Source organism: Actinomadura violacea, from assembly GCF_017573465.1.
Taxonomy (GTDB): Bacteria; Actinomycetota; Actinomycetes; order Streptosporangiales; family Streptosporangiaceae; genus Spirillospora; species Spirillospora violacea.
This window is the reverse complement of record NZ_JAGEPF010000012.1, coordinates 167,322-190,021: the sequence shown is the minus strand read 5'-3', so window position 1 is coordinate 190,021 and position 22,700 is coordinate 167,322. Positions and strand designations below refer to the sequence as shown.

At 73.4% G+C, this 22,700-nt stretch carries 19 protein-coding genes; 7 read left to right on the top strand and 12 right to left on the bottom strand.

The genetic code is table 11. The annotated features are described in order from the left end of the window. Positions 1 to 46 precede the first annotated feature (46 nt). A complete protein-coding gene (locus tag J4709_RS20580) occupies positions 47 to 655 on the bottom strand; it encodes a hypothetical protein (RefSeq protein ID WP_208243140.1) in 609 nt (202 codons plus the stop codon). Between the two features lie 334 nt (positions 656 to 989). Between J4709_RS20580 and J4709_RS20575 the strand changes: the two genes are divergently transcribed. The 3 genes from J4709_RS20575 to J4709_RS20565 all read left to right on the top strand — a co-directional run bounded on the left by J4709_RS20575 (position 990) and on the right by J4709_RS20565 (position 8,827). Continuing rightward, positions 990 to 1,802 carry a hypothetical protein gene (locus tag J4709_RS20575; protein WP_208243139.1) on the top strand — a complete coding sequence of 271 codons (813 nt, stop codon included), beginning with the start codon at positions 990 to 992 and terminating at the stop codon, positions 1,800 to 1,802. Between the two features lie 38 nt (positions 1,803 to 1,840). Beyond that, on the top strand, positions 1,841 to 3,892 hold the full coding sequence (locus J4709_RS20570; RefSeq protein ID WP_208243137.1) for a flotillin family protein: 2,052 nt from the start codon (positions 1,841 to 1,843) through the stop codon (positions 3,890 to 3,892). 99 nt (positions 3,893 to 3,991) lie between these two features. Further along, positions 3,992 to 8,827 carry a DNA repair ATPase gene (locus tag J4709_RS20565; protein WP_208243135.1) on the top strand — a complete coding sequence of 1,612 codons (4,836 nt, stop codon included), beginning with the start codon at positions 3,992 to 3,994 and terminating at the stop codon, positions 8,825 to 8,827. Positions 8,828 to 8,900: 73 nt separating this feature from the next. Here J4709_RS20565 and hypE read toward each other — a convergent pair whose 3' ends face one another. From hypE to J4709_RS20520, 9 genes are read right to left on the bottom strand one after another with little or no spacing between them, the layout of a single operon-like run. After that, a complete protein-coding gene (gene hypE / locus J4709_RS20560; RefSeq protein ID WP_307801388.1) occupies positions 8,901 to 9,968 on the bottom strand; it encodes a hydrogenase expression/formation protein HypE in 1,068 nt (355 codons plus the stop codon). Then, positions 9,965 to 11,089: a hydrogenase formation protein HypD gene (hypD, locus tag J4709_RS20555; protein WP_208243133.1), complete on the bottom strand. Its 1,125-nt coding sequence runs from the start codon at positions 11,087 to 11,089 to the stop codon at positions 9,965 to 9,967. The genes hypE and hypD overlap by 4 nt, the downstream gene beginning before the upstream one ends. Continuing rightward, positions 11,089 to 11,361 carry a HypC/HybG/HupF family hydrogenase formation chaperone gene (locus tag J4709_RS20550; RefSeq protein WP_208243131.1) on the bottom strand — a complete coding sequence of 91 codons (273 nt, stop codon included), beginning with the start codon at positions 11,359 to 11,361 and terminating at the stop codon, positions 11,089 to 11,091. Before J4709_RS20550 ends, hypD begins: the two co-directional genes overlap by 1 nt. Before the next feature lies 1 nt (position 11,362). After that, the gene (locus tag J4709_RS20545; protein WP_208243345.1) at positions 11,363 to 12,007 is read right to left on the bottom strand and encodes a D-sedoheptulose-7-phosphate isomerase; all 645 of its coding nucleotides are present in this window, start codon (positions 12,005 to 12,007) and stop codon (positions 11,363 to 11,365) included. A gap of 5 nt (positions 12,008 to 12,012) precedes the next feature. Next, the gene (locus J4709_RS20540) at positions 12,013 to 12,216 is read right to left on the bottom strand and encodes a HypC/HybG/HupF family hydrogenase formation chaperone (RefSeq protein WP_173096433.1); all 204 of its coding nucleotides are present in this window, start codon (positions 12,214 to 12,216) and stop codon (positions 12,013 to 12,015) included. Beyond that, complete coding sequence (locus tag J4709_RS20535) at positions 12,213 to 12,833, bottom strand: D-sedoheptulose-7-phosphate isomerase (protein WP_208243129.1); 621 nt, start codon at positions 12,831 to 12,833, stop codon at positions 12,213 to 12,215. The genes J4709_RS20540 and J4709_RS20535 overlap by 4 nt, the downstream gene beginning before the upstream one ends. A gap of 5 nt (positions 12,834 to 12,838) precedes the next feature. After that, a complete protein-coding gene (locus J4709_RS20530; protein WP_173096435.1) occupies positions 12,839 to 12,988 on the bottom strand; it encodes a hypothetical protein in 150 nt (49 codons plus the stop codon). A 1-nt stretch (position 12,989) separates the two neighbouring features. Next, positions 12,990 to 13,868 (bottom strand): hypothetical protein, encoded by an 879-nt coding sequence (locus J4709_RS20525; RefSeq protein WP_208243127.1) that lies wholly within the window; start codon positions 13,866 to 13,868, stop codon positions 12,990 to 12,992. After that, positions 13,856 to 14,665: a DUF6084 family protein gene (locus tag J4709_RS20520; RefSeq protein WP_208243125.1), complete on the bottom strand. Its 810-nt coding sequence runs from the start codon at positions 14,663 to 14,665 to the stop codon at positions 13,856 to 13,858. The genes J4709_RS20525 and J4709_RS20520 overlap by 13 nt, the downstream gene beginning before the upstream one ends. Before the next feature lie 209 nt (positions 14,666 to 14,874). Between J4709_RS20520 and J4709_RS20515 the strand changes: the two genes are divergently transcribed. Beyond that, positions 14,875 to 15,213 carry a hydrogenase maturation nickel metallochaperone HypA/HybF gene (locus tag J4709_RS20515; protein WP_208243123.1) on the top strand — a complete coding sequence of 113 codons (339 nt, stop codon included), beginning with the start codon at positions 14,875 to 14,877 and terminating at the stop codon, positions 15,211 to 15,213. Continuing rightward, the gene (gene hypB / locus J4709_RS20510) at positions 15,206 to 15,961 is read left to right on the top strand and encodes a hydrogenase nickel incorporation protein HypB (RefSeq protein WP_208243121.1); all 756 of its coding nucleotides are present in this window, start codon (positions 15,206 to 15,208) and stop codon (positions 15,959 to 15,961) included. Before J4709_RS20515 ends, hypB begins: the two co-directional genes overlap by 8 nt. Positions 15,962 to 15,964: 3 nt before the next feature. On the opposite strand, the gene J4709_RS20505 is transcribed toward hypB, so the two are convergent. Next, a complete protein-coding gene (locus J4709_RS20505; RefSeq protein ID WP_208243120.1) occupies positions 15,965 to 18,838 on the bottom strand; it encodes an FAD-binding and (Fe-S)-binding domain-containing protein in 2,874 nt (957 codons plus the stop codon). A gap of 164 nt (positions 18,839 to 19,002) precedes the next feature. Here J4709_RS20505 and J4709_RS20500 point away from each other — a divergent pair, with 164 nt between their 5' ends. Continuing rightward, positions 19,003 to 20,043, top strand: a complete 1,041-nt coding sequence (locus J4709_RS20500; RefSeq protein ID WP_208243118.1) for an aldo/keto reductase — start codon at positions 19,003 to 19,005, stop codon at positions 20,041 to 20,043. Then, positions 20,040 to 20,492, top strand: a complete 453-nt coding sequence (locus J4709_RS20495; protein WP_208243116.1) for a VOC family protein — start codon at positions 20,040 to 20,042, stop codon at positions 20,490 to 20,492. The genes J4709_RS20500 and J4709_RS20495 overlap by 4 nt, the downstream gene beginning before the upstream one ends. A gap of 44 nt (positions 20,493 to 20,536) precedes the next feature. Here the strand turns inward: J4709_RS20495 and J4709_RS20490 are convergent, their stop codons facing one another. Next, positions 20,537 to 22,687 (bottom strand): acyl-CoA dehydrogenase family protein, encoded by a 2,151-nt coding sequence (locus tag J4709_RS20490; protein ID WP_208243114.1) that lies wholly within the window; start codon positions 22,685 to 22,687, stop codon positions 20,537 to 20,539. Between the last annotated feature and the right edge of the window lie 13 nt (positions 22,688 to 22,700).

Genomic DNA, 22,700 nt, shown 5'->3' with positions numbered 1-22,700 from the left:
CTCAGACGAACCTTAGAGTTCACTGAACGCGCATGACCGGCCACTGTCAGCGACGCCGTCTCCCCGCATAGAACATGGCGGCTCCGGTGACGAGGAAGAGCCCGGCGGCTATCTCCAAGGCCAGAGCGGTGTCACCCTTGCCGCCGGGGCCGTCGGGGAGGCGCGGCTTCAGCAGGCCCGCCGGGTCCGTGCGCAACGTGACGGTCTGGAGCGGTTCGAAGTCGCCGGAGCAGTTCTGCTGCTCCGAGACGTGGTGGACGGTCCGCCCGCCGCCCGTCTCGACCACGGTGCAGAACATGTCGGCCCCGCGCCGGGCCTGCCGGTCCTCGACCTTCGTGACGACGGCCTGCACGGGCTTCCCGGCCTTGGTCATGTAGAGCTCGTACAGGCCGGGCCCCGCGAAGAACGTCAGCGCGATGCCCGCGCAGGAGAGCAGGACGGCGGCGCCGGGCCGGTGCCAGATCCCGCCCGCGAGCGTCGCCGCCACCGCGAGGGCGGCGAGCGCGACGGCGACGCCGGCCACGATCAGGCCGTGCGGGTATTGGGCCAGCCAGCCGCCGAGCGTGAACAGCAGCGGGATGAGCAGCGCCCATCCGAGCGGGCGCCAGAAGGGGCGGGACGGCGGTCCGGCCGGTGCATTATCAAAGGCTTCCACGGCGAGGAAATCTACGGTAAAGTAACCACCGGTGTGCCGGGAAGTCTGGTCGGCGAGACAGGATTTGTCTCCGACCAGGAGGTATTCCAGATGACTCCCCGGACCTTTCTCACGGCGCGGCGGCGACCCCCGCGCCGCATCCCCCGCCCCACCCCGCGCAGTCCCCGGCTCCGTTCCGGTCTGACCGCTGCGACCTGGGCGGAGTCGTTCCCGGATACATGACCGGCCGGTTCGGCGAAACGCCGGACCCGGAAACGCATTTCCATGTGAACCGGTGACCGCGACGGGCGGCCCGGACGGTGAATGACGCCTCGAGGCGGGAGCGTGCACACCCATGAGCGAATTCATCGACACCGTGCTCGGCTTCCCGACCGCGCTTTTCAGCTTCTCTCTGGTGGTGGTCGCCGCGTACTGGGCGCTCGTCCTGCTCGGCGGCCTGGGGCACTTCCACGCCGGCACCGATGGCCATACGGGGGCCGGTGCCGGCGGGGGAGGCCACTTCCACGGCCACGGCCACTTCCATGGACACGGCGGCGCGGACGTGCACGGCGCCGCGCACGGGCACGGCGCCGCGCACGGGCACGGCGGGCACGGGCACGACGCGTCCGACGGGTCGGACGGGCACGAGCACGGGCCGGGCGGGCCGCTGGCCGCGATCGGGCTGGGCGGCGTCCCCGCCACCATCACGCTGTCGCTGCTGATCGCGCTGGCCTGGTTCGCGAGCCTGGCCGGGTCGGTGCTGGCGGGCGGCGGCACGCCGGCCACGCCGCTCGCCGCCGCGGTCCTCGCCGGGGCGCTCGCGGCGGCGTGGCTCGGGACGCGGCTCGCGATCGTCCCGCTGCGCCGGGTGTTCCGCGAGGAGCCCCCCGCGTCGCTGCGCGACTTCGTCGGCCGCACCTGCGTCATCCGCACCGGACGGGTCGGCGTGGACTTCGGCCAGGCCGAGGTCACCGCCGACGACGGGTCGTCCGCGATCGTGCAGGTCCGCCGGCACGCGCTGGACCTCGCACCGGAGGGCGCACCGGACGGCGCACCAGGCGGGACGGCCGTCGAGCCCGCACTCACCGCCGGCAGCACCGCGCTGATCTTCGACTTCGACCCGGACGGCCAGTTCTTCTGGGTCATGCCCTACGGCCAGACCCCTTGACCCCGCATTCCGCAATCCCCCAGTAGACAGGGATCCCGATGGACGCCATCACGATCGGAGCGGGCGTGCTGATCGCGCTCGCGCTGCTCATCGCGCTCGGCCTCACGCTGATGATGACCCGGCTGTTCCGCAAGGTCGACCAGGGCAGCGCGCTGATCATCTCCAAGCTGAAGAAGGTCGACGTCACCTTCACCGGCGCGGTGGTCCTGCCGGTCCTGCACAAGGCCGAGCCGATGGACATCTCGGTGAAGACGATCGAGATCGAGCGGTCCGGCCGGGACGGGCTGATCTGCAAGGACAACATCCGCGCCGACATCCGCATCACGTTCTTCGTCCGGGTGAACAAGACCGTCGAGGACGTCATCAAGGTGGCGCAGGCGATCGGCACCGACCGCGCCAGCCACCAGGACACGCTGCAGGCGCTGTTCGCGGCGAAGTTCTCCGAGGCGCTGAAGACCGTCGGCAAGCACCTGGACTTCACCGACCTGTACACCCGCCGGCACGAGTTCCGCGACCACATCATCGAGCTCATCGGCACCGACCTGAACGGCTACAGCCTCGAGGACGCGGCGATCGACTACCTGGAGCAGACGCCGCTGCTGTCGCTGGACAAGTCCAACATCCTCGACGCGCAGGGCATCCGGAAGATCACCGAGCTGACCGCGATCGAGCACGTCCGCACCAACGAGTACACCCGCAACGAGGAGAAGGAGATCACCCGCCAGAACGTGGAGGCGCGCGAGGCGATCCTGGAGCTGGAGCGCCGCCAGGCGGACGCGGAGCTGAAGCAGCAGCGCGAGATCGAGACCGTCCGGGCGCGGGAGAAGGCGGAGACCGAGCGGGTCCAGGCCGAGGAGCGGCTGCGCGCGCGCACGGCGGACATCCGCACCGACGAGCAGCTCGGCGTGCAGCAGGAGAACCGCAACCGCGAGGTGGCGGTGGCCGCGAAGAACAAGGAGCGGGTCATCGCGATCGAGAACGAGCGGATCGAGAAGGACCGGATGCTGGAGGTCATCGCCCGCGAGCGCGAGACGGAGCTGACCCGCATCGCCGCCAACAAGGAGGTCGAGGCGGAGAAGCGGGAGATCGCGGACGTGATCCGCGAGCGGATCGCGGTGGAGCGGACCGTCGCCGAGCAGGAGGAGGCCATCAAGCGGGTGCGGGTCGTCGAGGAGGCCGAGCGGACCCGCCAGGCGGTCATCATCCAGGCCGAGGCGGAGGCGCAGGAGAGCCTCGTCAAGGACATCAAGGCGGCCGAGGCGGCGGAGGCCGCGGCGCAGCACCGCGCCCGCGAGCAGCTGACGATGGCCGAGGCCCGCAAGCAGGCGTCCGAGCTGGACGCGCAGGCCAAGGTCCGGCTGGCCGAGGGGATCCGCGCGGAGGCCGCGGCGGAGGGCCTCGCGGAGGTCGAGGTCCGGGAGAAGGACGCGGCGGCGATCGAGAAGGTCGGCCGCGCGGAGGCGACGGTCGCCGAGCAGAAGGCGCTCGCGGAGGCGACGCGGATCCGGGGCGCGCTGCAGGCGGAGGCGGTCGGCCTGACCGACAAGGCCGCGGCGATGGCGGCGCTCGACGACGCGACGCGCCGGCACGAGGAGTACCGGCTGCGGCTGGCGGCGGAGAAGGACATCCGGCTGGCCGGGATCCAGGTGCAGCGGGAGGTCGCGGAGGCTCAGGCGACGGTGCTCGCGGCGGGCCTGGAGAAGGCCGACATCGACATCGTCGGCGGCGACAGCGTGTTCTTCGACAAGCTCGTCGGGTCGATCGCGCTTGGCAAGGGCGTGGACGGGTTCGTGGAGAACTCGCAGGTCGCGCGGACGCTGGGCGGATCGTGGCTGGACGGGACGGGCTCGTTCTCCGGTGACCTGACGCGGGTGCTGGAGTCGGCGGGCGGCGGCGGGGTCGGGGGCCTGACGATCGCGGCGCTGCTGACCCGGCTCGCCTCGACCGGCGGCCCGAACGCGCCCGCGATCTCCGACCTGCTGGAGGCGGCCGAGCGGCTGGGCGTCGCGGACGCGCCGGTCTCGGCCGTGGTGCCGGTGGACGCCGCGCCCGCCGGGGCGAACGGCACGCCGCTGGCCCCGGCGAAGTAGGCCGGTCCGGCCGTATCGACCCGCGGCGCGCCGCCCCGCAGCGACCCCCCAAGGGGCGGCGCGCCGTGACCGGACCCCGACCAGGACGGAAGTGGACGCGTGAGCGGGCTCGACCAGGGGACGTACGAGGTGCTGCGGGCGCGGCTCGCGGAGCGGGCCGCGGAGGCGGCGCGGCGGGCGGAGGCGCTGAACGCGCGCCGGCTGGAGGTGTTCGGCGGCGCCGAGCTGCGGCTGGCGGGCACCGAGCAGGTCCGTACCGAGCGCCCGGGCGTGCCCCGCGACGTCGTCGCGATCAGCGGGTTCATGCTGCTCGGCTGCAACCCGCCGCCGGGCGCGGCCGGGGCGGTGTCCGCCGAGGACGTGTTCTCGCTGCACCGCTTCGAGCCCGGCGGCGACGGCGAGGACGCGGGCGGCGGGACGTTCGGGCCGGCGGGTCCGGAGGCGCTGCCGGGGCTGCTGGACGACCCGCGCTTCCGCCGCGACTTCGCCGACATGTTCCGGTACTACCGGCAGGCGCGGCTGCTGCAGCTGCGGCTGGTGGAGGGGCGGCTGCTCGCGGTGTTCCAGACGGGGCCGCAGCTGTCGGACCTGCGCGTCCTGCGCTGGCGGACGGCCCCGGACGGCACCGTCGCCTACGAGGACAACCAGGGCGAGCGCGACCACTCGTTCCCGCCGGCGCACGACGTCGAGTGGATCGAGACGACCCGCGACCACCACGTCCGCGGCCTGCACCCGCACATCTCGGTCGAGGGCGAGGTGTTCGTCGACACCGTCGGCGGGACGCTGACGGTCAAGGTCGAGAACGACACGTCCACCGGCAAGGGGATCCACTCCGAGCCGGTCGACGAGCCGCTGCAGGCGCTCGCGGACGCCGACGTGCGGTACGCGCGGGTCGGCGCGCTGATCCTGCTGCGGATCCGGCCGTACAACGAGCCGGCATTGCGGCACCTGGTGTTCAACGTGCGGACGAAGGAGGTCGTGCGGCTCGACGGGATCGAGCAGGCGTGCCGGCGGCTGCCCGACGACCACGGGATCGTGTTCCCTGGCGGCTACTGCCTGGACACCGGCGTGGTGAAGACGTTCGACACCGACGTGACGGGGCTGGAGTACGAGCGGGTCGTCCGGTCGCCGAACGGCGAGGACGTGCTGTACGTGTTCCACGAGCGGGCGGACGGGCGGTCGCTGCTGCTGCCGTACAACGTGATCCGCAAGCGGGTCGCGACGCCGATCACCTGCCACGGGTACTCGCTGTTCGAGGACGGGGCGCTGGTCGTGCTGCGGGCGCGGTCGGCCGAGCCGGTCCGGGCGCATCCGATGCAGGTGTGGGCGACGCCGTTCGTGTCCGACGAGCACGCCGCCGCGCAGCCGGTCGGGACCGGGCCGCTGGAGCGGGTCGGGAACGCCGACCTCGTCCGGGGGATCTCCGAGGTCCTGTCGGTCACCCGGATGGTGGACGAGATGTCGCCGTCCGCGCGGGTGTTCGAGGCGCTGATCGCGGCGTGCACGCGGGCGTCCGACCTGTTCCACTGGCTGGCGGACGAGGAGCTGGGCGACCTCGCGGCGCCGCTCGCGGACGTCCGCGCGACGGCCGGGCAGGTGCTGGACGAGTACGAGAAGGTCCGCGCGCTCACCGAGCAGGCCGTGTCGGCCGTGGACGAGGCGGGCGAGGACGTCGCGGCGCTGGTCCGGCGGGTGAACGCCGACGAGCCCGCGTCCGCCGACGGCTGGATCGGCCGGCTCGCCGAGATGCGGCGGGCGCTCGGGCGGCTGGAGACGCTCCGGGACCTGCGGTACGCCGACCCCGCCCGCATCGACGAGCTGTCGGAGACGGTGGAGACGGAGCTGCGCGGCCTGGGCGAGCGGTCCGTCCGGTTCCTGCAGGGCGAGGACGCGTTCACCGGCTACCACGCCGAGGTGGCGCGCATCGCCGAGGCGGCCGGCGCGATCGCGACGGCCGCCGACGCGGCGCCGCTCGCCGAGCTCCTCGACGCGCAGAACGAGGGCCTGGAGGTCGTCACCGAGGTCGTCGGGGACCTCGACATCACCGACGCCACGGCCCGCACCGCGATCCTGGAGCGCGTCGGCGAGGTGCTCGGCGGGCTCAACCGGGCCCGCGCCGTGCTGGACAACCGGCGCCGCGACCTGCTCGAACACGAGGGGCGCGCCGCGTTCGCCGCCGAGCTGGCGCTGCTGGACCAGGCGGTCGCGGGCGCGCTCGCGGGCGCGTCCACGCCGGAGCGCTGCGACGAGCAGCTCGGCCGCCTGCTGCTGCGGCTGGAGACGCTGCAGGCGCGGTTCGCCGAGCTGGAGGAGTTCGCGGCCGGGCTGGAGACCAAGCGCACCGAGCTGTACGAGGCGTTCTCCTCGCGCAAGCAGACGCTGCTGGACGAGCGGACGCGCCGCGCCGAACGGCTCACCGGGTCCGCGGACCGGATCCTCACCGGGGTGCGGCGCCGCGCCGCGGCCCTCGGCTCGCCGGACGAGGTGAACGCCTACTTCGCGACCGACGCGATGGTGGCGCGGCTCCGCGCGATCTCCGGGGAGCTGCGGGAGCTCGGCGACGACGTGCGCGCCGAGGAGCTGGAAGGCCGGGTGAAGGCGGCCCGGCAGGAGGCGGCGCGGGCGCTGCGCGACCGGCTCGACCTGTACGGCGACGACGGCGCGACGATCCGCCTCGGCCGGCACCGCTTCGCGGTGAACACCCGCCCGATCGAGCTGACGCTCGTCCCGCACGACGGCGGGATCGCGTTCACCGTCACCGGGACCGACTACCGGGCGCCGGTGCGGGACGCGGCGTTCGCTGCGACCCGCGACCTGTGGAGCCAGACCCTCGTCTCGGAGACACCGGAGACGTACCGGGCCGAGTACCTCGCGACGTCGGTCCTCGCCGCCGGGTCCGCGGCGGAGCTGCAGGGCGTGGACCTCCTGCAGGTGGTGCGGGAGGCGGCGGCCGACCGCTACGACGAGGGCTACGAGCGCGGCGTCCACGACCACGACGCGGCCCGCATCCTCGACGTCCTCCTGCGCCTCTACGCCGACGCGGGCCTGCTGCGCTACCCGTCGCCCGCGCGTGCCGCCGCGCAGCTGTTCTGGACGCACGGTCCCGACGCGCCCGCCCGCACCACGTGGGCGACCCGCGCCCGGTCCCTCGTCCGGGCCCGCCGCTCGTTCGGGCGCGCGCCCGCGCTGGGCGACCTCGCCGCCGAGCTGACCGGGGCCGTCGAGGAGTTCGCGGCGCGCACCGGCCTGCCCGCGCCGGACGGCCCGCTCGCCGCCGAGTACCTGATCGAGGAGCTGACGACCGCGCCGGACGGGTTCGTCACCAGCACCGGCACCCGCGACCTGCTGAAGTCGTTCGGCCCGCACCTGCCCGGCCTGGAGGAGGACCTGCGGGCGCTCGGCGGCGACCTCGCCGCCCGCCACCAGCTCGCCGAGGCGTGGCTCGGCTCGCACCTCGCCGCCACCCCCGACGCCGACTCCGCCGACCTTCCCGAGGCCGTCGCGACCGTGCTGTGCGCGTCCGCGCACTACGACTCCCCCGCCGCGCTGACCTCCACCGTCGACGACCTGCTCGGCGCCCACCCGCGCATCGCGGGCCGCAGCCTGCCTCTCCGCCTGGACGAGCTCCTCGCGCGCACACAGCGGTTCCGCACCGAGCGCGTCCCCGCGTTCCGCGCCTACCAGAAGCAGCGCAACGACCTCGTCGCCGCCGAGTCCCGGCGCCTCGGCCTCGCCGACCTCAAGCCCCGCACGATGAGCGCGTTCGTCCGCAACCGGCTCGTCGACGAGGTGTACCTGCCCCTCATCGGCGACAACCTCGCCAAGCAGCTCGGCGCCGCCGGGGACGGCAAGCGCACCGACCAGATGGGCCTGCTCCTGCTCATCTCCCCGCCCGGCTACGGCAAGACGACACTGATGGAGTACGTCGCCGACCGGCTCGGCCTCGCCCTCGTCAAGGTCGACGGCCCGGCCCTCGGCCACGACGTCACGTCCCTCGACCCGGCGAAGGCGCCGAACGCCACCGCCGCCCGCGAGGTCGAGAAGATCAACTTCGCGCTGAAGATGGGCAACAACGTCCTGCTCTACCTCGACGACATCCAGCACACCTCGCCGGAGCTCCTGCAGAAGTTCATCCCGCTCTGCGACGCGCAGCGCCGCATCGAGGGCGCCGCCCGCACCCACGACCTGCGCGGCAAGCGGTTCGCCGTCTGCATGGCCGGCAACCCCTACACCGAGTCCGGGCACCGCTTCCGGATCCCGGACATGCTCGCCAACCGCGCCGACGTCTGGAACCTCGGCGACGTCCTGTCCGGCAAGGACGAGCTGTTCGCGCTCAGCTACGTGGAGAACGCGCTGACCTCCAACCCGGTGCTCGCGCCGCTCGCCGGCCGCGACCGCGGCGACGTCGAGCTGCTCGTCCGGCTGGCGGCCGGCGACCCGAACGTCCGCCCGGACCGGCTCGCGCACCCGTACTCGCAGGCCGAGCTCGACCAGATCCTGTCGGTCATGGCGAAGCTCCGGCACGTGCAGCAGGTCGTCCTGACGGTGAACCGCGCCTACATCGCCTCGGCCGCGCAGGACGACGCGTCCCGCACCGAGCCGCCGTTCCGCCTCCAGGGCTCCTACCGCGACATGAACAAGCTCGCCGAGCGCATTCTCCCGGTGATGAACGCCGGGGAACTCGAAACGCTCATCGACGACCATTACCGCGCCGAGGCGCAGACCCTCACGTCCGACACCGAGGCGAACCTGCTGAAGCTGGCGGAACTGCGCAACGTCCTCACGCCGGAAAACGAAGCTCGCTGGGCGGACGTCAAGTCCGCCTACCTCCGCGCGCGGACCCTCGCCGGCAACGAGGACGACCCGTCCGTGGGCGCCCTCCTCCACTTGGCCGACCAGCTGTCCGCCATCGAGAAGACCCTCCGCGACCGGTAAAAGGAAAGGCGCGCCCGACCATTCGGGCGCGCCTTCATCAGTGGCGGGGGCGGGAATCGAACCCGCATCGGGCTCAGCAGATTCGGGGAAGGGGATCGCCTACCAGGAGGTCGACTATGCGGGTGCCGCCGAAGGCGGTCTTGAGCAGGACCAGGCCGGACGGGTCGTCCTTGACGTGGGCGATGACGGCGGCGCCGGCGCCGAGCGGGTGGGCGCGGAGCGCGGCGAGGGCGGCGGCCTCGGACTCGGGGGCCACGACGACGACGGCGCGGCCCTCGCAGGCGACGTACATCGGGTCGATGCCGAGCAGTTCGCAGGCGCCCCGGACGGCGGGGCGGACGGGCACGGCGCCCTCGTCCACGGCGATGGCGAGGCCGGCGTCGGAGGCGATCTCGTTGAGGACGGTGGCGACGCCGCCGCGGGTGGCGTCGCGCATCCGGCGGACGGCGCCCGGGCAGGCGTCGCGGAGCTCGGCGAGCAGGCAGCCGAGCGGGGCGGTGTCGGACGCGAGGTCGGCTTCGAGGTCGAGCTCGCCGCGGGCCAGCATGATGGTGACGCCGTGCTCGCCGATCGGGCCGGTGACCAGGACGGCGTCGCCGGGCCGGACGGCGCCGGAGGGCGGGTCGGTGACGACGCCGACGCCGGCGGTGCTGATGTAGCAGCCGTCGGCCTTGCCGCGCTCGACGACCTTGGTGTCGCCGGTGACGATGTCGACGCCGGCGGCCTCGGCGGCGGCGCGCATCGACTCGGTGATGTGGCGGAGGCTCTCGACGGGGAAGCCCTCTTCGAGGATGAACCCGGCGGAGAGGTGCAGCGGCGTCGCGCCGGCGACGGCGAGGTCGTTGACGGTGCCGTTGACGGCGAGGTCGCCGATGTCGCCGCCGGGGAAGAACAGCGGCGACACGACGTAGGAGTCGGTGGTGAAGGCGAGGTCGGCGCCGTTGACCGAGAAGCGGGCCGAGTCGTCCATCCGGTCGAGGACGGGGTTGGCGAACGCCTCGCGGAAGACGGCGTCGATCAGGGTGCGGGTGGCCTTCCCGCCGGACCCGTGGGCGAGGACGATCGTGTCGTCGCGGAGGCGGGCGCGGCGGCCCCGGGCGCGCTCGATGCGTTCGAGGACCTGCTCTTCGCGGATCGTCACCGGGTGGCCTCCTTGACGCGCTCGCGGGTGAAGCGGCCGAAGTTGTAGTAGGCGGCGCAGGCGCCCTCGGACGAGACCATGCAGGTGCCGATCGGCGTTTCGGGCGTGCAGGCGGTGCCGAAGACCTTGCATTCCCACGGTTTGAGGACGCCTTTCAGGACCTCGCCGCACTGGCATGCCTTCGGGTCGGCGACGCGTCCGCCGGGGATGTCGAAGATGCGCTCGGCGTCGAAGTCGGCGTAGGCGTCCTTCATCCGCAGTGCGGAGTGGGAGATGAAGCCGAGGCCGCGCCATTCGAAGTAGGGGCGCGGCTCCATCGTCTCGTTGATGACCTGGAGCGCGCGCGTGTTGCCGTCCCAGGGGACGACGCGGCCGTACTGGTTCTCCACTTCGGAGCGGCCTTCGGCGAGCTGCGCCAGCAGCATGTGGACGGACTGGAGGATGTCCAGCGGCTCGAACCCGGCGACGACCAGCGGCTTGCGGTAGTCGCGGGTGATGAACTCGTACGGGCGGCAGCCGATGACGGTGGAGACGTGGCCGGGGCCGAGGAAGCCGTCGAGGCGCAGGTCGGGCGAGTCGAGGATCGCCTTGATGGCCGGGAGGATCGTGACGTGGTTGCAGAACACCGAGAAGTTGGTGATCCCGGCGGCCTTCGCGCGCAGCACCGTCATCGCGGTGGACGGCGCGGTGGTCTCGAATCCGATGCCCATGAACACGACGCGGCGTTCGGGGTTCCGCTCGGCGATCTTCAGGGCGTCCAGCGGCGAGTACACCATGCGGATGTCGGCGCCGGCGGCCTTGGCGTCGAAGAACGAGCCGTTCCCGCCCGGCACCCGCATCATGTCGCCGAACGACGTCATGATCACGTTGGGCTGGGACGCGATGTGGATCGCGTCGTCCACCCGCCCCATCGGCATCACGCACACCGGGCAGCCCGGGCCGTGCACCAGCGAGACCGCCTCCGGCAGGTAGTCCTCGATGCCGTGCTTGTAGATGGTGTGGGTGTGGCCCCCGCACACCTCCATGAACTTGTACTGCCGGCCGGGCTCGCACAGTGCCGCGATGGACGCGGCGAGATGGTGCGCCTTCTCCGCGTCCCGGTACTCGTCCACGAAGCGCATCAGTCGATCCTCGATTCCCGCAGCGCGTCGATCTCCTCGTCGTAGGCCGCGCCGATGCCCTCCAGCATCGTCAGCGTGGCCTTCGCCTCCGCCTCGTCGATCCTGGAGAGCGCGAATCCGACATGGATCAGCACCCAGTCGCCGGCGGCGAGGCCCTCCCCCTCCAGCAGGCCGATGTTGACGGCCCGCCGCACCCCGCTGACCTCGACCTTCGCCAGCCCGGGCCGGTCCGGCACGAACTCCACGATCTCGCCCGGTATCGCCAGGCACATCTCAGGCCGCCTCTCCCACCAGCTCCCGCTGGGTCAGCTCCCACAGCGCGTGGTAGATCGTCGTCTGCGCCTCCTGGATGCGGTGCACCGACGACGACGGCACGACGAACAGGTGGCTCATGCCGGGCGTCTCGGCCATCTGGCCGCCGGTGTAGCCGGCCAGGCCGACCGTCACCATGCCCCGCCCCGCCGCCTCCCGCAGCGCCGCGATCAGGTTGTCGGAGTTCCCGCTGGTGGACAGCGCGACCGCGATGTCGCCGGGGCGCCCGAACGCGGCGAGCTGCCGCGCGAACACCACCTCGAACCCGATGTCGTTCGACAGCGCCGTCACCACCGCGACATCGGTGGTCAGCGCCAGCGCGGGCAGCGGGCGCGCGCCGCCGCCCGGGTTGAGGAACAGCGCCGCGACGTCCTGCGCGTCGGTGGAGCTGCCGCCGTTGCCGAACGCGAACAGCCGCCCGCCGGCGCGGAACGACTCCGCCATCCGCGCGGCGCACGCCGCCAGCTCGGCGCCGTACTCCTCCAGGACGATCTCGCGCAGCCGGACGATCTCGTTCGCCTTCTCCGCCGTCGAGCGGCGCACGTCCGCCAGCACCGCCGACAGGTCCGTGCCGCCCGGCGCGAGGAACGGGTAGAGCTGCTGCATGCCGGTCACGTCACGACCCCGATCGCCTCCTTGGCGTGGACGAGCACCGTGTCGCCGACGGCGGCGTCCACGAGCGCCACGCTCACCTGCTCGACGCGCCCGCCGCCGGCGTCGACGTCCGCGAGGTCGGCGCCGTGCAGGCGCAGCACCTTCACCGGGACGGCCTCGTCCGAGCAGGTGACGCAGTGGTCGCCCTCGCAGTGCGTCACGCGACCACCTCCCGGCCGAGCACGCCCGGCTGCTCCAGGAACACGTGCACCAGCTCCCACAGCACGTGGTAGGCGGTGACGTGCACCTCCTTCACCACGCGCGGGTCGCCGGACGGGACCGTCACCACGTGGTCGACCGCCGGGCTCGCCGCCACCGCTCCCCCGTCCCCGCCGGTCAGCGCGACGGTCAGCATGCCGAGGCCGCGGGCCTCCTGCAGCCCGCGCAGGACGCTGCCGCAGCGGCCGTCCGGCGAGATGCCGAGCGCCATGTCGTCCGGGCCGCCGAAGCAGCGCAGCTGGTGCGCGAACACCTCGTCGAACCCGGTCGCCGCGCCGATCCCGGTGAGGGTGGCGACGTCGCCGGTGAGCGACAGCGCCGGCATCGCCCGCTTGCCCACGATCACCGGGTGGACGAACTCCACCGCGACGTGCTGCGCGTCGGTCGCCGCGCCGCCGTTGCCGAAGGTGAACAGCCGCCCGCCGCGGTGGAAGCGGGCCGCCATCGCGTGGCACGCGGCGGCGACGGCGTCCGCCGCCCCCGCCAGCGCGGCACCGGGCGCGGCGCGCCGCCGGAAAACCTCGGCGACCGCGCCGGCCTCGTCGTTCGTCGTGGTCATCCCGGTCACTTCTGCTCGGACCGGGTGCGGCGCATCAGCGCCGGCATCTGCTTGATCATGATGGCGGCCATCGCGGCCACCAGCATCCCGACCATCATGCGGGCCGCCATCGCCCGCATGCCGCCCTTGCGCATGCCCATGTTCTGCTTCCTCATCTCAACTCCTTCCCGTTCCCGTGGTGGCGCGGTCTCCGCCGCGCGGGTCGCCGGCGGACAGTTCGGCGAGCAGCCGGTCGAGACCGGCTCCGCCGAACAGGTCGGCCGGAGTCTGCGGGGCCACCTGGGGCCAGTCGTAGAGCACGATCGGGGCGGCCAGCACCGTCCCGTGCCCGCCCGTGGGGCCCGCCAGGACGGGCCAGAGGCCGTCGCTGTGGCAGGCCGCCGCCGCGTCGGCGAGCCTCGCGGGAGGCGCGGCGGGCGAGACGAACGCCCCGCCGGACGCGTCCGCGACGAGGTGCGCGCAGAGCATCCCGGTGCGGGCCGCCTCGTCCCGGTCGGCGGCGGTGCCGGTGTTGACGACGACGGCCCGCAGCCGGACGGCGCCGGGCGCGGCCCGCTCCGCCGACAGCACGACCGTCCCGGTCACCCGGTCCCACGTGCGGACGATCCGCGCCGCGCCCTCGACCGGCTCCTCGTCGAGGCCCGCGGCGATCGCGACGGGCACCCGGACGGGCGAGCGCAGCAGCCGCGCGACCGGCAGCCGCCCGCCGGTGATCTCGCGTTCGCGGGCCTCCTGCCGCGTCCGGTACGTCACGGCGCCGGCCTGGAGTTCCTGCACCGGGGCGTCGCCGTCCATCACCTGCCGGTGCACCGTGTGCAGGAACCGCAGCGTGAACTCGACGGTCGTTTCCGGGCCGTCCTCGAGAAGGAATTCCGCGGACACCGTCCAGCGGCCGCCGGACCGTTCCGCCTCGTCCTTCGGCTGGACGCCGCCGATCGTCCAGCGTTTCCCGGTCCGTGCCGCGGAAGCGCGGTAAGGCCAGAGCAGATGACCCTCGTAAAGGACCGTGTCGGCGATCGCCCTCACGGCGTCCATGGGTCGCTCTCCTCCGGGCGCATGGCCATTTCCGCGCTCAGCGCGGCATCGCGCATGGCGGCCTCGTTCAGTGATTCCAGTCCCGCGTGGTCGTCCATTCGGCCGGTGTCGTCGCGGCCGGCGTCGCCGTGCAGGGACTCCGCGGCGTGCAGCAGTTCGTCGACGGTGTCGTCGAACGAGGTGTGCGCGCGGCGGGCCCGGTAGGCGGCGAGCCGGTCGAAGCGGTCCTCGTCGAGGCGCAGCCACCGCACGGCGCCGTAGTAGCGGTCGACGAGGCTGCGCCACACCCGGACGGGCAGTTCGCCGGCCGCCCGGTGCCGGCACGGGATCTGCGCGGTGCGCAGCACTCCGTCGTCGCCCGGGTAGAAGACGGTGCCGTCGAAGGCCAGGTCGAGCGGGACCTCGCCGCCGGCGAGGGCGCGCAGGTACTGGTCGGCCGTGACCTGCATGTCGTGCCCGCAGGGCAGCGCGACGGTCACCTCGGTCGCGCCGCGGAACGTCGGGACGGTGACGCCGATCCGCGCCCACAGCAGCCCGCCGGGCGGCTCGTCGGCCAGCGCGGCGGGGCCGATCAGCCGGGTGATCCGGTCGCGCTCGGCGTCCTCGTAGCCGCGCCGCGCCGCCGCGATCGTGACGGTGGTGGTGAGCAGGACGCACTGGACGGGCCCGCCGTCGGGGCGGCGCAGTCCGATGCGCAGGTTCAGCGTGGGCGCCGCGGCGAACGGCTCGGGTTCGATGCCGAGCAGTTCCAGCGCCAGTTCCGGGACCGCGTTCATGCGGGCGTCGCGCGCGTTCATGCGGGCGTCACGCCCCGCTCGCCGACGGTGGCCATGGCCCTCCCCCCAAAGATCATTGACCAATTCGACCTGCCCGGCGGGATTCGCCCGCAAACACGGCCGGAAAACCCGCTCCGGCAATTCCATGGTTGCGTAAAGGCGGCGTTTGACGGGGGAAGATCCGGGCAGCGCAACCCTTGCCGCGAAGCGAGCGGGACGGATGGGAAAGCGTGCACGAATTGGCCGTGACGGAGAGCGTCATAGATGCGATATCAGCGCAGTTGTCCGATATGCGAGTGACGGTGGTCCGGCTGGAGATCGGAAAACTTTCCGGAGTCATGCCGGACGCGGTGCGGTTCTGCTTCGAGCTGGCGGGCGAGGGCACCTGCGTGGAGGGCGCGCGGCTCGACATCACCGAGCCCGACGGCACCGGCGAGTGCCGGGCCTGCGGCTCGGTGTTCCCGGCCCGCGACCCGCTCGCACTGTGCCCCTGCGGCAGCGCCGAGGTGACCGTCACCGGCGGCGCCGAACTGACGATCAAAGCGGTGGAGGTCGCCGACCATGTGTGAGACCTGCGGCTGCGACGCCGGCGACGCGGCCCGCCTGACCGCCGTCGGCGGCGGCGCCGCCCACGCCCACCCGCATCCGCATCCGCACGAGCGGGTCATCGTGCTCGACCACAGGGTGCTGTCGCACAACGACGACCTCGCCGCGCGGAACCGGGCCTGGCTCGCCGAGCGCGGGATCCTCGCGCTGAACGTGATGAGCTCGCCCGGCTCCGGCAAGACGACCCTGCTGGAGCGCACCGTCGCCGACCTCAGCCCGTCGGGCCCGGTCGCGGTGATCGAGGGGGACCAGGAGACCGTCCTCGACGCGCGCCGCCTCGCCGCCGCGGGCGCGAGCACCGTGCAGGTCAACACCGGCTCCGGCTGCCACCTCGACGCCGCGATGGTGTCCGGCGCGCTCGCCGAGCTGGCCCCGCCGGACGGCGCGACGGTGTTCGTCGAGAACGTCGGCAACCTCGTCTGCCCGGCCCTGTTCGACCTCGGCGAGCGCGCCCGCGTCGTGCTGATGTCGGTGACCGAGGGCGCCGACAAGCCGCTGAAGTACCCGCACATGTTCCGCGGCGCCGACGTCCTGCTGCTCAACAAGATCGATCTGCTGCCGTACGTCGACTTCGACGTCGACGCCTGCCGGGACGCCGCCCGCCGGCTCTGCCCCGGCCTGCGGATGCTGCCGGTCTCCGCCACCCGCGGCGACGGCCTCGGCGACTGGTACGACTGGCTCGACGAGCAGGCCCGCCCCGTCGCCGGCTGACGGTCACGGGCGGGGGCGGTCCGCGGCGGCGAGGCGGAGGACCTGGGCGAGGTGCAGCGCCGTGCGCCCGGTGCCCTGCGCGATCTGCTCGCGGCAGCTGAATCCGTCCGCGACGATCAGCGTGCGCTCGGGCGCGTCCCGGACGGCGGGCAGCAGCACCCGCTCGCCCGCGGCCTTCGACACCCGGTACCGGTCGCCGGCCTCGTAGCCGAAGCTTCCCGCCATGCCGCAGCAGCCGGAGTCGGGGACGTCGAGGTCCAGCCCGGCGCGCTCCATCAGGTCCCGCTCGGAGTCGTGGGTGAGGACGGCGCCCTGGTGGCAGTGGACCTGGACGAGCGCGTCCCGGTCGATGCGGGGCGGCTCGTAGCCGTCGCGGGCCAGCAGTTCGGCGAGCGTGAACGCGGCGCCGGCGATCCGTCCGGCGTCGGCGTCGTCGGGGAACATGTTCGGCAGCTCGTCGCGGAACACCGCCAGGCAACTCGGTTCGAGCCCGACAAGCGGGATCCCGTCGGAGACCGGCCCGGCGAGCGCGTCCACGCTGCGGCGCAGCCACCGGCGCGCGGTCGGGAGCATCCCGTAGTCGTAGAGGGGACGGCCGCAGCACAGTCGCCCCTCGGGCAGCCTGACCTGGTATCCGGCGTCCTCCAGCACCTCGACGGCGGCGATCGCGACGTCCGGGTCGAAGAAGTTCGTGAACGTGTCGGGCCACAGCATGACCGGGCGGCCGTCCGGGCCGCGGTGCTCGGCGAACCAGTCCTCGAAGGTGCGCGCGGCCAGCCTCGGCGCCTTCCTGCGGCGGTCGACGCCCGCCGCGAGCTTCAGCGGCAGCCCGGTCGGCGGGAACCCGAGGAGCCCGTTCACCAGGCCGGGGGCCTTCGAGCCGAGCCGCGCCCAGACCGGGATCAGGCCGAGCGCGTACGCCTGGCGGGGCCGCAGCCGCCGCTTGTAGTAGTGCGCGAGGAACTCGGCCTTGTAGGTGGCCATGTCAACCGACACCGGGCAGTCGCCCTTGCAGCCCTTGCAGGACAGGCAGAGGTCGAGCGCCTCCTTGACGTGCGGGTCGCGCCAGCCCTTCCCGCGCAGCGAGCCGCTCATCATCTCGAACAGCAGCCGGGCGCGGCCCCGCGTCGAGTGCTTCTCCTCGCGGGTGACCATGAAGCTCGGGCACATCGTGCCGCCGCCGAGGTGGCGGCACTTGCCGATGCCGAAGCAGCGGTTCGCGGCGTCGGCGAACCCGTGCGCGTCCTGCGGGTAGCCGAAGTACGTCTTGACCTGCCGCGGCCGGTAGTCGGTGCCGAGCCGCAGGTTCTGGTCCGGCCGGTACGCCGAGACGACCTTGCCCGGGTTCATCCGGTGGTCGGGGTCGAACACCTCCTTGAACTCGGTGAACGCCTCGACCAGCTCGGGGCCGAACATCTTCGCCAGCTGGTTCGCGCGCAGCTGCCCGTCGCCGTGCTCGCCCGACAGCGACCCGCCGTACCGGACGACGAGGTCGCCGGCCTCGTCCAGGAACCTCCTGAAGTTCTCGACGCCGTCCGGGGTCTGGAGGTCCAGGTCGAGCCGGTTGTGCATGCAGCCTTGCCCGAAATGACCGAACAGGACGGTGTGGTAGCCGTGCCGTTCGACGAGCGCGCAGTAGTCCCGGATGTACCCGGCGAGCTTCTCCGGCGCGACCGCCGCGTCCTCCCACCCCGCCAGCCCCGAGTGCCGCCCGGGCAGCCTGGTGAACTCGATCGTGCTGCGGCGGACCTCCCAGATCTCCTCCTGCCCGGCCGGGTCCTCGAACACCTTCGGATGGCCGCCGTGCGGGCGCGCCTTCACCGACTCGCACAGCTCGTTCGCCTCGTCCTGCGACTCCGCCCCGTACTCGGCGAGCAGCCACGCGCCGCCCTCCGGCAGGTCGTCGATGCCCGGAATGTGCGCTCCGTGCGCCTCCAGGTTGTCGATCACCCCGGCGTCGAAGCACTCCAGGCCGATCAGCCCGGCGGTGTCCAGCAGCTCCGGGACGTGCTCGGCCGCGGCCGCCGCGTCCGGGTACCCGATCACCAGCAGCGCGTGGTGCGGCGGGTCCGGCAGCAGCCGCACCCGCGCCTCCAGCACCAGCACGCACGTCGACTCGGTGCCGACCAGCGCCTTCGCGACGTCGAACCCGTTCTCCGGGAGCAGGCTGTCGAGGTTGTAGCCCGACACGCGGCGCGGGATGTCGGGGTATCGCGCGCGGATCAGCGGCCCGTACCGCTCGGCGATCCCGCGCAGCGCGGCGTAGATCTCGCCCTGCCGGCCCTCCGGGCGGACGTCGCCGGCGCCGACGGTCATCCGCGTCCCGTCGTAGGTGATCACGTCCAGTTCCAGGACGTTGTCGACGGTCTTGCCGCCCATCACCGAGTGCGTCCCGCACGAGTTGTTGCCGATCATCCCGCCGAGCGTGCAGCGGTCGTGCGTCGCCGGGTCCACCGGGAACGTCAGCCCGTGCCGCGCCGCGGCCTCCCGCAGCTGGTCGCAGATGACGCCCGGCTGGACGCGCGCCGTCCGGCCCTCCGGGTCCAGCTCGACGATCCGGTGCATGTACTTGGAGAAGTCGAAGACCACCGCCGCGTTGACGCTCTGGCCCGCGAGGCCCGTCCCGCAGCCGCGGCCGAACACCGGCACCTGGTAGCGGCGGCACACGTCGAGCGCCGCCGCCACGTCCCCCGCGTGCCGCGGGATCACCACGCCGACCGGAACCTGCCGGTAGACCGAGGCGTCATTGGCGTACAGGGCGGTCGAGCCCGGGTCGAAGCGCACCTCGCCCTCGACCACCTCGCCCAGGTCCCTCGCGAGGCCGCCCCGGTCGACGAACTCCACCGGTCGGTGCCGCCTGCCGGCCACAGCGGTCATCGGCTCCGCCTCCCCTCGTCGCGGAACCTCCCCCTACCTCCGGGCAGAACGCCCAAACGCACGTCAAAGGCGGTCTATCGGAACACGATAGAAATCCCCGGCTTGACCTGGAGCGCGCTCCACCTTCTAGATTTCCTCCCGTCCACCACCACGAGGAGCCCGCAGTGCAGTACCGGAAGCTCGGCCGTACCGGCGTCGAAGTCAGCACCCAGTGCCTCGGCGCCATGATGTTCGGCAGGGTCGGCAACCCCGACCACGAGGACTCCGCGCGCATCGTCCACCGCGCGCTCGACGCCGGCGTCAACTTCGTCGACACCGCCGACATGTACTCCGCCGGGGAGAGCGAGGAGATCGTCGGCCGCGCCCTCAAGGGCCGCCGCGACGACGTCGTCCTCGCCAGCAAGTTCTTCTTCCCGCTCGGCGACGAGCGCAACGCCCGCGGCGGCTCGCGCCGCTACATCGTGCGCGCCGTCGAGGCGAGCCTGCGCCGCCTCGGCACCGACCACATCGACCTCTACCAGATGCACCGTCCCGACTGGGACACCGATCTGGAGGAGACCCTCGACGCCCTCACCGACCTCGTCCGGCAGGGCAAGGTCCGCTATGTCGGCTCGTCGACGTTCCCCGCCGACCAGATCGTCGAGGCGCAGTGGGCGGCCGCGCGCCGCGGCGGCGTCCGGTTCGTCTGCGAGCAGCCGCAGTACTCGATCTTCGCCCGGTCGACCGAGGTGGCCGTGCTGCCCACCGCGCAGCGGCACGGCATGGGCGTCATCCCGTGGAGCCCGCTCGCCGGCGGCTGGCTGACCGGCAAGTACCGGCGCGACGCGGCGGCCCCCGCCGGCTCGCGCTTCGCGCCCGCGGAGGACTCCAACTGGAAGGGCCGCACGGTCGACGCCGACCCGAGCGCGCCGCTGCGCTACGACGCCGTCGAGCGCCTCACCAAGATCGCCGACGAGGCGGGGCTGTCCCTCACCCACATGGCGCTGGCGTTCGTCGGCGAGCACCCGGCGATCACCTCGACCATCATCGGCCCGAAGACGATGGCCCAGCTGGACGACCTGCTCGCCGCCGCCGACGTCCGCCTCGACCCGGCCGTCCTGGACGCGATCGACGAGGTCGTCCCGCCGGGCACCGACATGGCGGGCATCAAGCACCTCGTCGGGAACCCGTCGCTGGACGCCGGGAACCGCCGCCGCCCGCGATGACCGGCTTCTACCACGTCTGCTTCGCCGTCCCCGACCTCGCCGCGGCGATGCGCGACCTCACCGCCGCCGCGGGCGTCGCCTGGCGCGACCCCGCCGGCGGGCGGATCGGCGAATGGGACTACCAGATCGTCTTCTCCGCCGGCGGGGCCCCGTTCATCGAGCTCATCGAGGCCGCGCCGGGCGGGCCGTGGGGCGACACGTCCCGGCCGGGCTTCCACCACCTCGGGTTCTGGACGTCCGACCTGGCGGCGGGGGCGGCCAGGCTCACCGAGGGCGGCTTCGCCGAGACGTTCTCGGGCTGCCCCTACGGCCGCGCGTTCGGCTACCACCGCGTCGACTCGATCGGCGCGGCCGTCGAACTCGTCGACGAGAGCCTCCAGGCGTCCTTCCTGGACGCCTGGGACCCCGGCGGCCCGCCGATGCCCGCCATCGGCGAGTCCGCCGGCTAGCCGCGCGGCGGGGTTCCGGGGCCCGGCCCCGGAACCCCGGGCGGTCACTTGATCAGCGGGTCGCGGGGCAGGCGCAGGATGCGCTCGGCGATCTGGTTGCGGGTGATCTCGGAGGTGCCGCCCGCGATCGACATGCCGCGCGAGCCGAGCCGCATCCGGCCCGCGATCATGCCGAGGCCCTCGGCGAACACCAGCTCGGGACCCGCGTAGGCCGACAGCAGCGCCGCCGCGGCGTGGCCGTGCTCGGCGAGCACCAGCTTGGTGATGTTGCCCTCGGGGCCGGGCTCGCCGCCCGCGACGGCGCGCTCGGCGCTGCGCAGGTTCAGCAGCCGCAGCGCCTGCGCCTCCGCCTCGTGCGCGCCGACGCGCTCGGCGCCGGCCGGCACCCGGTCCGGGTGCTCGGTGCACAGCTTCACCAGGTCGGGCAGCTGCGCGGTGGCGCCGACGCCGCCGCCGATGCTGACCCGCTCGTTGCCGAGCGTGGCGCGGGCGACCGTCCAGCCCTGGTTCGGGGTGCCGACGACGTCGGAGTCGGGGACGAAGACGTCGGAGAAGAACACCTCGTTGAAGTCGGAGTCGCCGGTGATCTGGCGGAGCGGGCGGACCTCCACGCCCGGGTGCTCCATGTCGATCACCATCATGGTGACGCCGGCGTGCTTGGGCGCGTCGGGGTCGGTGCGGACGGTCGCGAAGCCCCAGCGGCAGTAGTGCGCGCCGCTCGTCCACACCTTCTGCCCGTTGACGATCCAGCCGCCCTCGGTCTTCACGGCGCGGGTCTTCACCGACGCCGCGTCCGAGCCGGCCTCGGGCTCGCTGAACAGCTGGCACCAGATCTCGTCGCCGAGCAGCGCGGGCCGCACCCAGCGGTCGATCTGCTCCTGGGAGCCGTGCTGGATGATGGTGAGGATGTTCCAGCTGGTGATGCCGTACTGCGGGCGCTTCACGCCGGCGGCCTTGAACTCCTCGTCGATGACGAGCTGGAGCCCGGCCGGGGCCTCCAGGCCCCACGGCTTCGGCCAGTGCGGCTGGACGTAGCCGGTCTCGATGAGGCGGACGCGCTGCTCCTGCTTGGGCAGGGCGGCGATCTCGCGGGCCAGGTCGCGGACCCCGGCGCGCTCGGCCTCGGCCTCCGGCGGCAGGTCGAGGCTGGTGGCGCGGACGACCCCGGCGGCGAGCAGCCGGGTGACGTCGCGGGCGGCGGCCTCCGGGTCGACGGCCGCCTCGATCGCGGCGGCGCGGCGCATCAGCAGGTGCGCGTCGTGCTCCCAGGTGAAGCCGATCCCGCCGTGCACCTGGATGTTCAGCCCCGAGTTGTCGAGGAACGCCGGGACCGCGAGCGCGGCGGCGACCGCGGCGGCCAGCTCGAACTGGTCGGCCGGGCCGGATGCGGCGCGCGCCGCGTCCCACACGGCGGCGGTGCCGAGCTCGGCGGCGACCAGCATGTTCGCGCAGTGGTGCTTGACGGCCTGGAACGTGCCGATCGTGCGGCCGAACTGCTGCCGGACCTTCGCGTACTCGGTGGCCGACTCGACGCATTCGAGGGCGCCGCCGACCGCCTCGGCGGAGTAGAGCGTGCGGGCGATCGCGGCCGCGTGCCCGGCGGCGCCCGCGATCACCTCGGCGGGCGCCCCGTCGAGGCGGACCCGGGCGCTGCGCCGGGACGGGTCGAGGTTCTCCGGCACCTCGACGGCCACGCCCGCCGCGTCCGCCGCGACGATCACCATGTCGTCGCCGGCGGTGAGGACCAGCAGCCCGGCGAGCCCGCCGCCGGCCACCACCGCCTCGCCGGACACGGCGCCGTCCCGGACGGTCAGGGAGCCGTCCAGGCCGAGCGCGGCCGGGACCTCGCCGGACGCCAGGCCCGGCAGCAGCCGCGCCCGCTGCTCGTCGCTCCCGCGCGCGGCGACCAGCGCGGACGCCGCCATCGTCGGGACGAGCGGGCCGGGCGCGGCGGCCCGGCCCAGCTCCTCCGCGACGACGACGAGCTCGGGCAGGCCGTACCCGCCGCCGCCGTGCTCCTCGGGCAGGTGCAGGCCGAGCAGGCCGAGGCCGGCGAACTCCTTCCAGAACGCTGGGAGCGTCTCCTCGCCGGCCTCCAGCAGCGCCCGGTTCGCGGCGCGCGCGTCGTGGTCGCGCAGGAACGCGCGCGCCGTCCGCGCCAGTTCGCGATGCTCCTCGCCGATGGCGATCGCCATGGATCCTCCCAGG

Bases quoted from the DNA above. Each gene is read 5' to 3' on its own strand.
- hypB (WP_208243121.1), top strand. From the start codon at position 15,206: ATGTGTGAGACCTGCGGCTGCGACGCCGGCGACGCGGCCCGCCTGACC.
- J4709_RS20490 (WP_208243114.1), bottom strand. From the start codon at position 22,687: ATGGCGATCGCCATCGGCGAGGAGCATCGCGAACTGGCGCGGACGGCG.
- J4709_RS20575 (WP_208243139.1), top strand. From the start codon at position 990: ATGAGCGAATTCATCGACACCGTGCTCGGCTTCCCGACCGCGCTTTTC.
- J4709_RS20525 (WP_208243127.1), bottom strand. From the start codon at position 13,868: ATGGACGCCGTGAGGGCGATCGCCGACACGGTCCTTTACGAGGGTCAT.
- J4709_RS20520 (WP_208243125.1), bottom strand. From the start codon at position 14,665: ATGAACGCGCGCGACGCCCGCATGAACGCGGTCCCGGAACTGGCGCTG.
- J4709_RS20530 (WP_173096435.1), bottom strand. From the start codon at position 12,988: ATGAGGAAGCAGAACATGGGCATGCGCAAGGGCGGCATGCGGGCGATG.
- hypD (WP_208243133.1), bottom strand. From the start codon at position 11,089: ATGCGCTTCGTGGACGAGTACCGGGACGCGGAGAAGGCGCACCATCTC.
- J4709_RS20505 (WP_208243120.1), bottom strand. From the start codon at position 18,838: ATGACCGCTGTGGCCGGCAGGCGGCACCGACCGGTGGAGTTCGTCGAC.
- J4709_RS20535 (WP_208243129.1), bottom strand. From the start codon at position 12,833: ATGACCACGACGAACGACGAGGCCGGCGCGGTCGCCGAGGTTTTCCGG.
- J4709_RS20545 (WP_208243345.1), bottom strand. From the start codon at position 12,007: ATGCAGCAGCTCTACCCGTTCCTCGCGCCGGGCGGCACGGACCTGTCG.
- J4709_RS20570 (WP_208243137.1), top strand. From the start codon at position 1,841: ATGGACGCCATCACGATCGGAGCGGGCGTGCTGATCGCGCTCGCGCTG.
- J4709_RS20495 (WP_208243116.1), top strand. From the start codon at position 20,040: ATGACCGGCTTCTACCACGTCTGCTTCGCCGTCCCCGACCTCGCCGCG.
- J4709_RS20550 (WP_208243131.1), bottom strand. From the start codon at position 11,361: ATGTGCCTGGCGATACCGGGCGAGATCGTGGAGTTCGTGCCGGACCGG.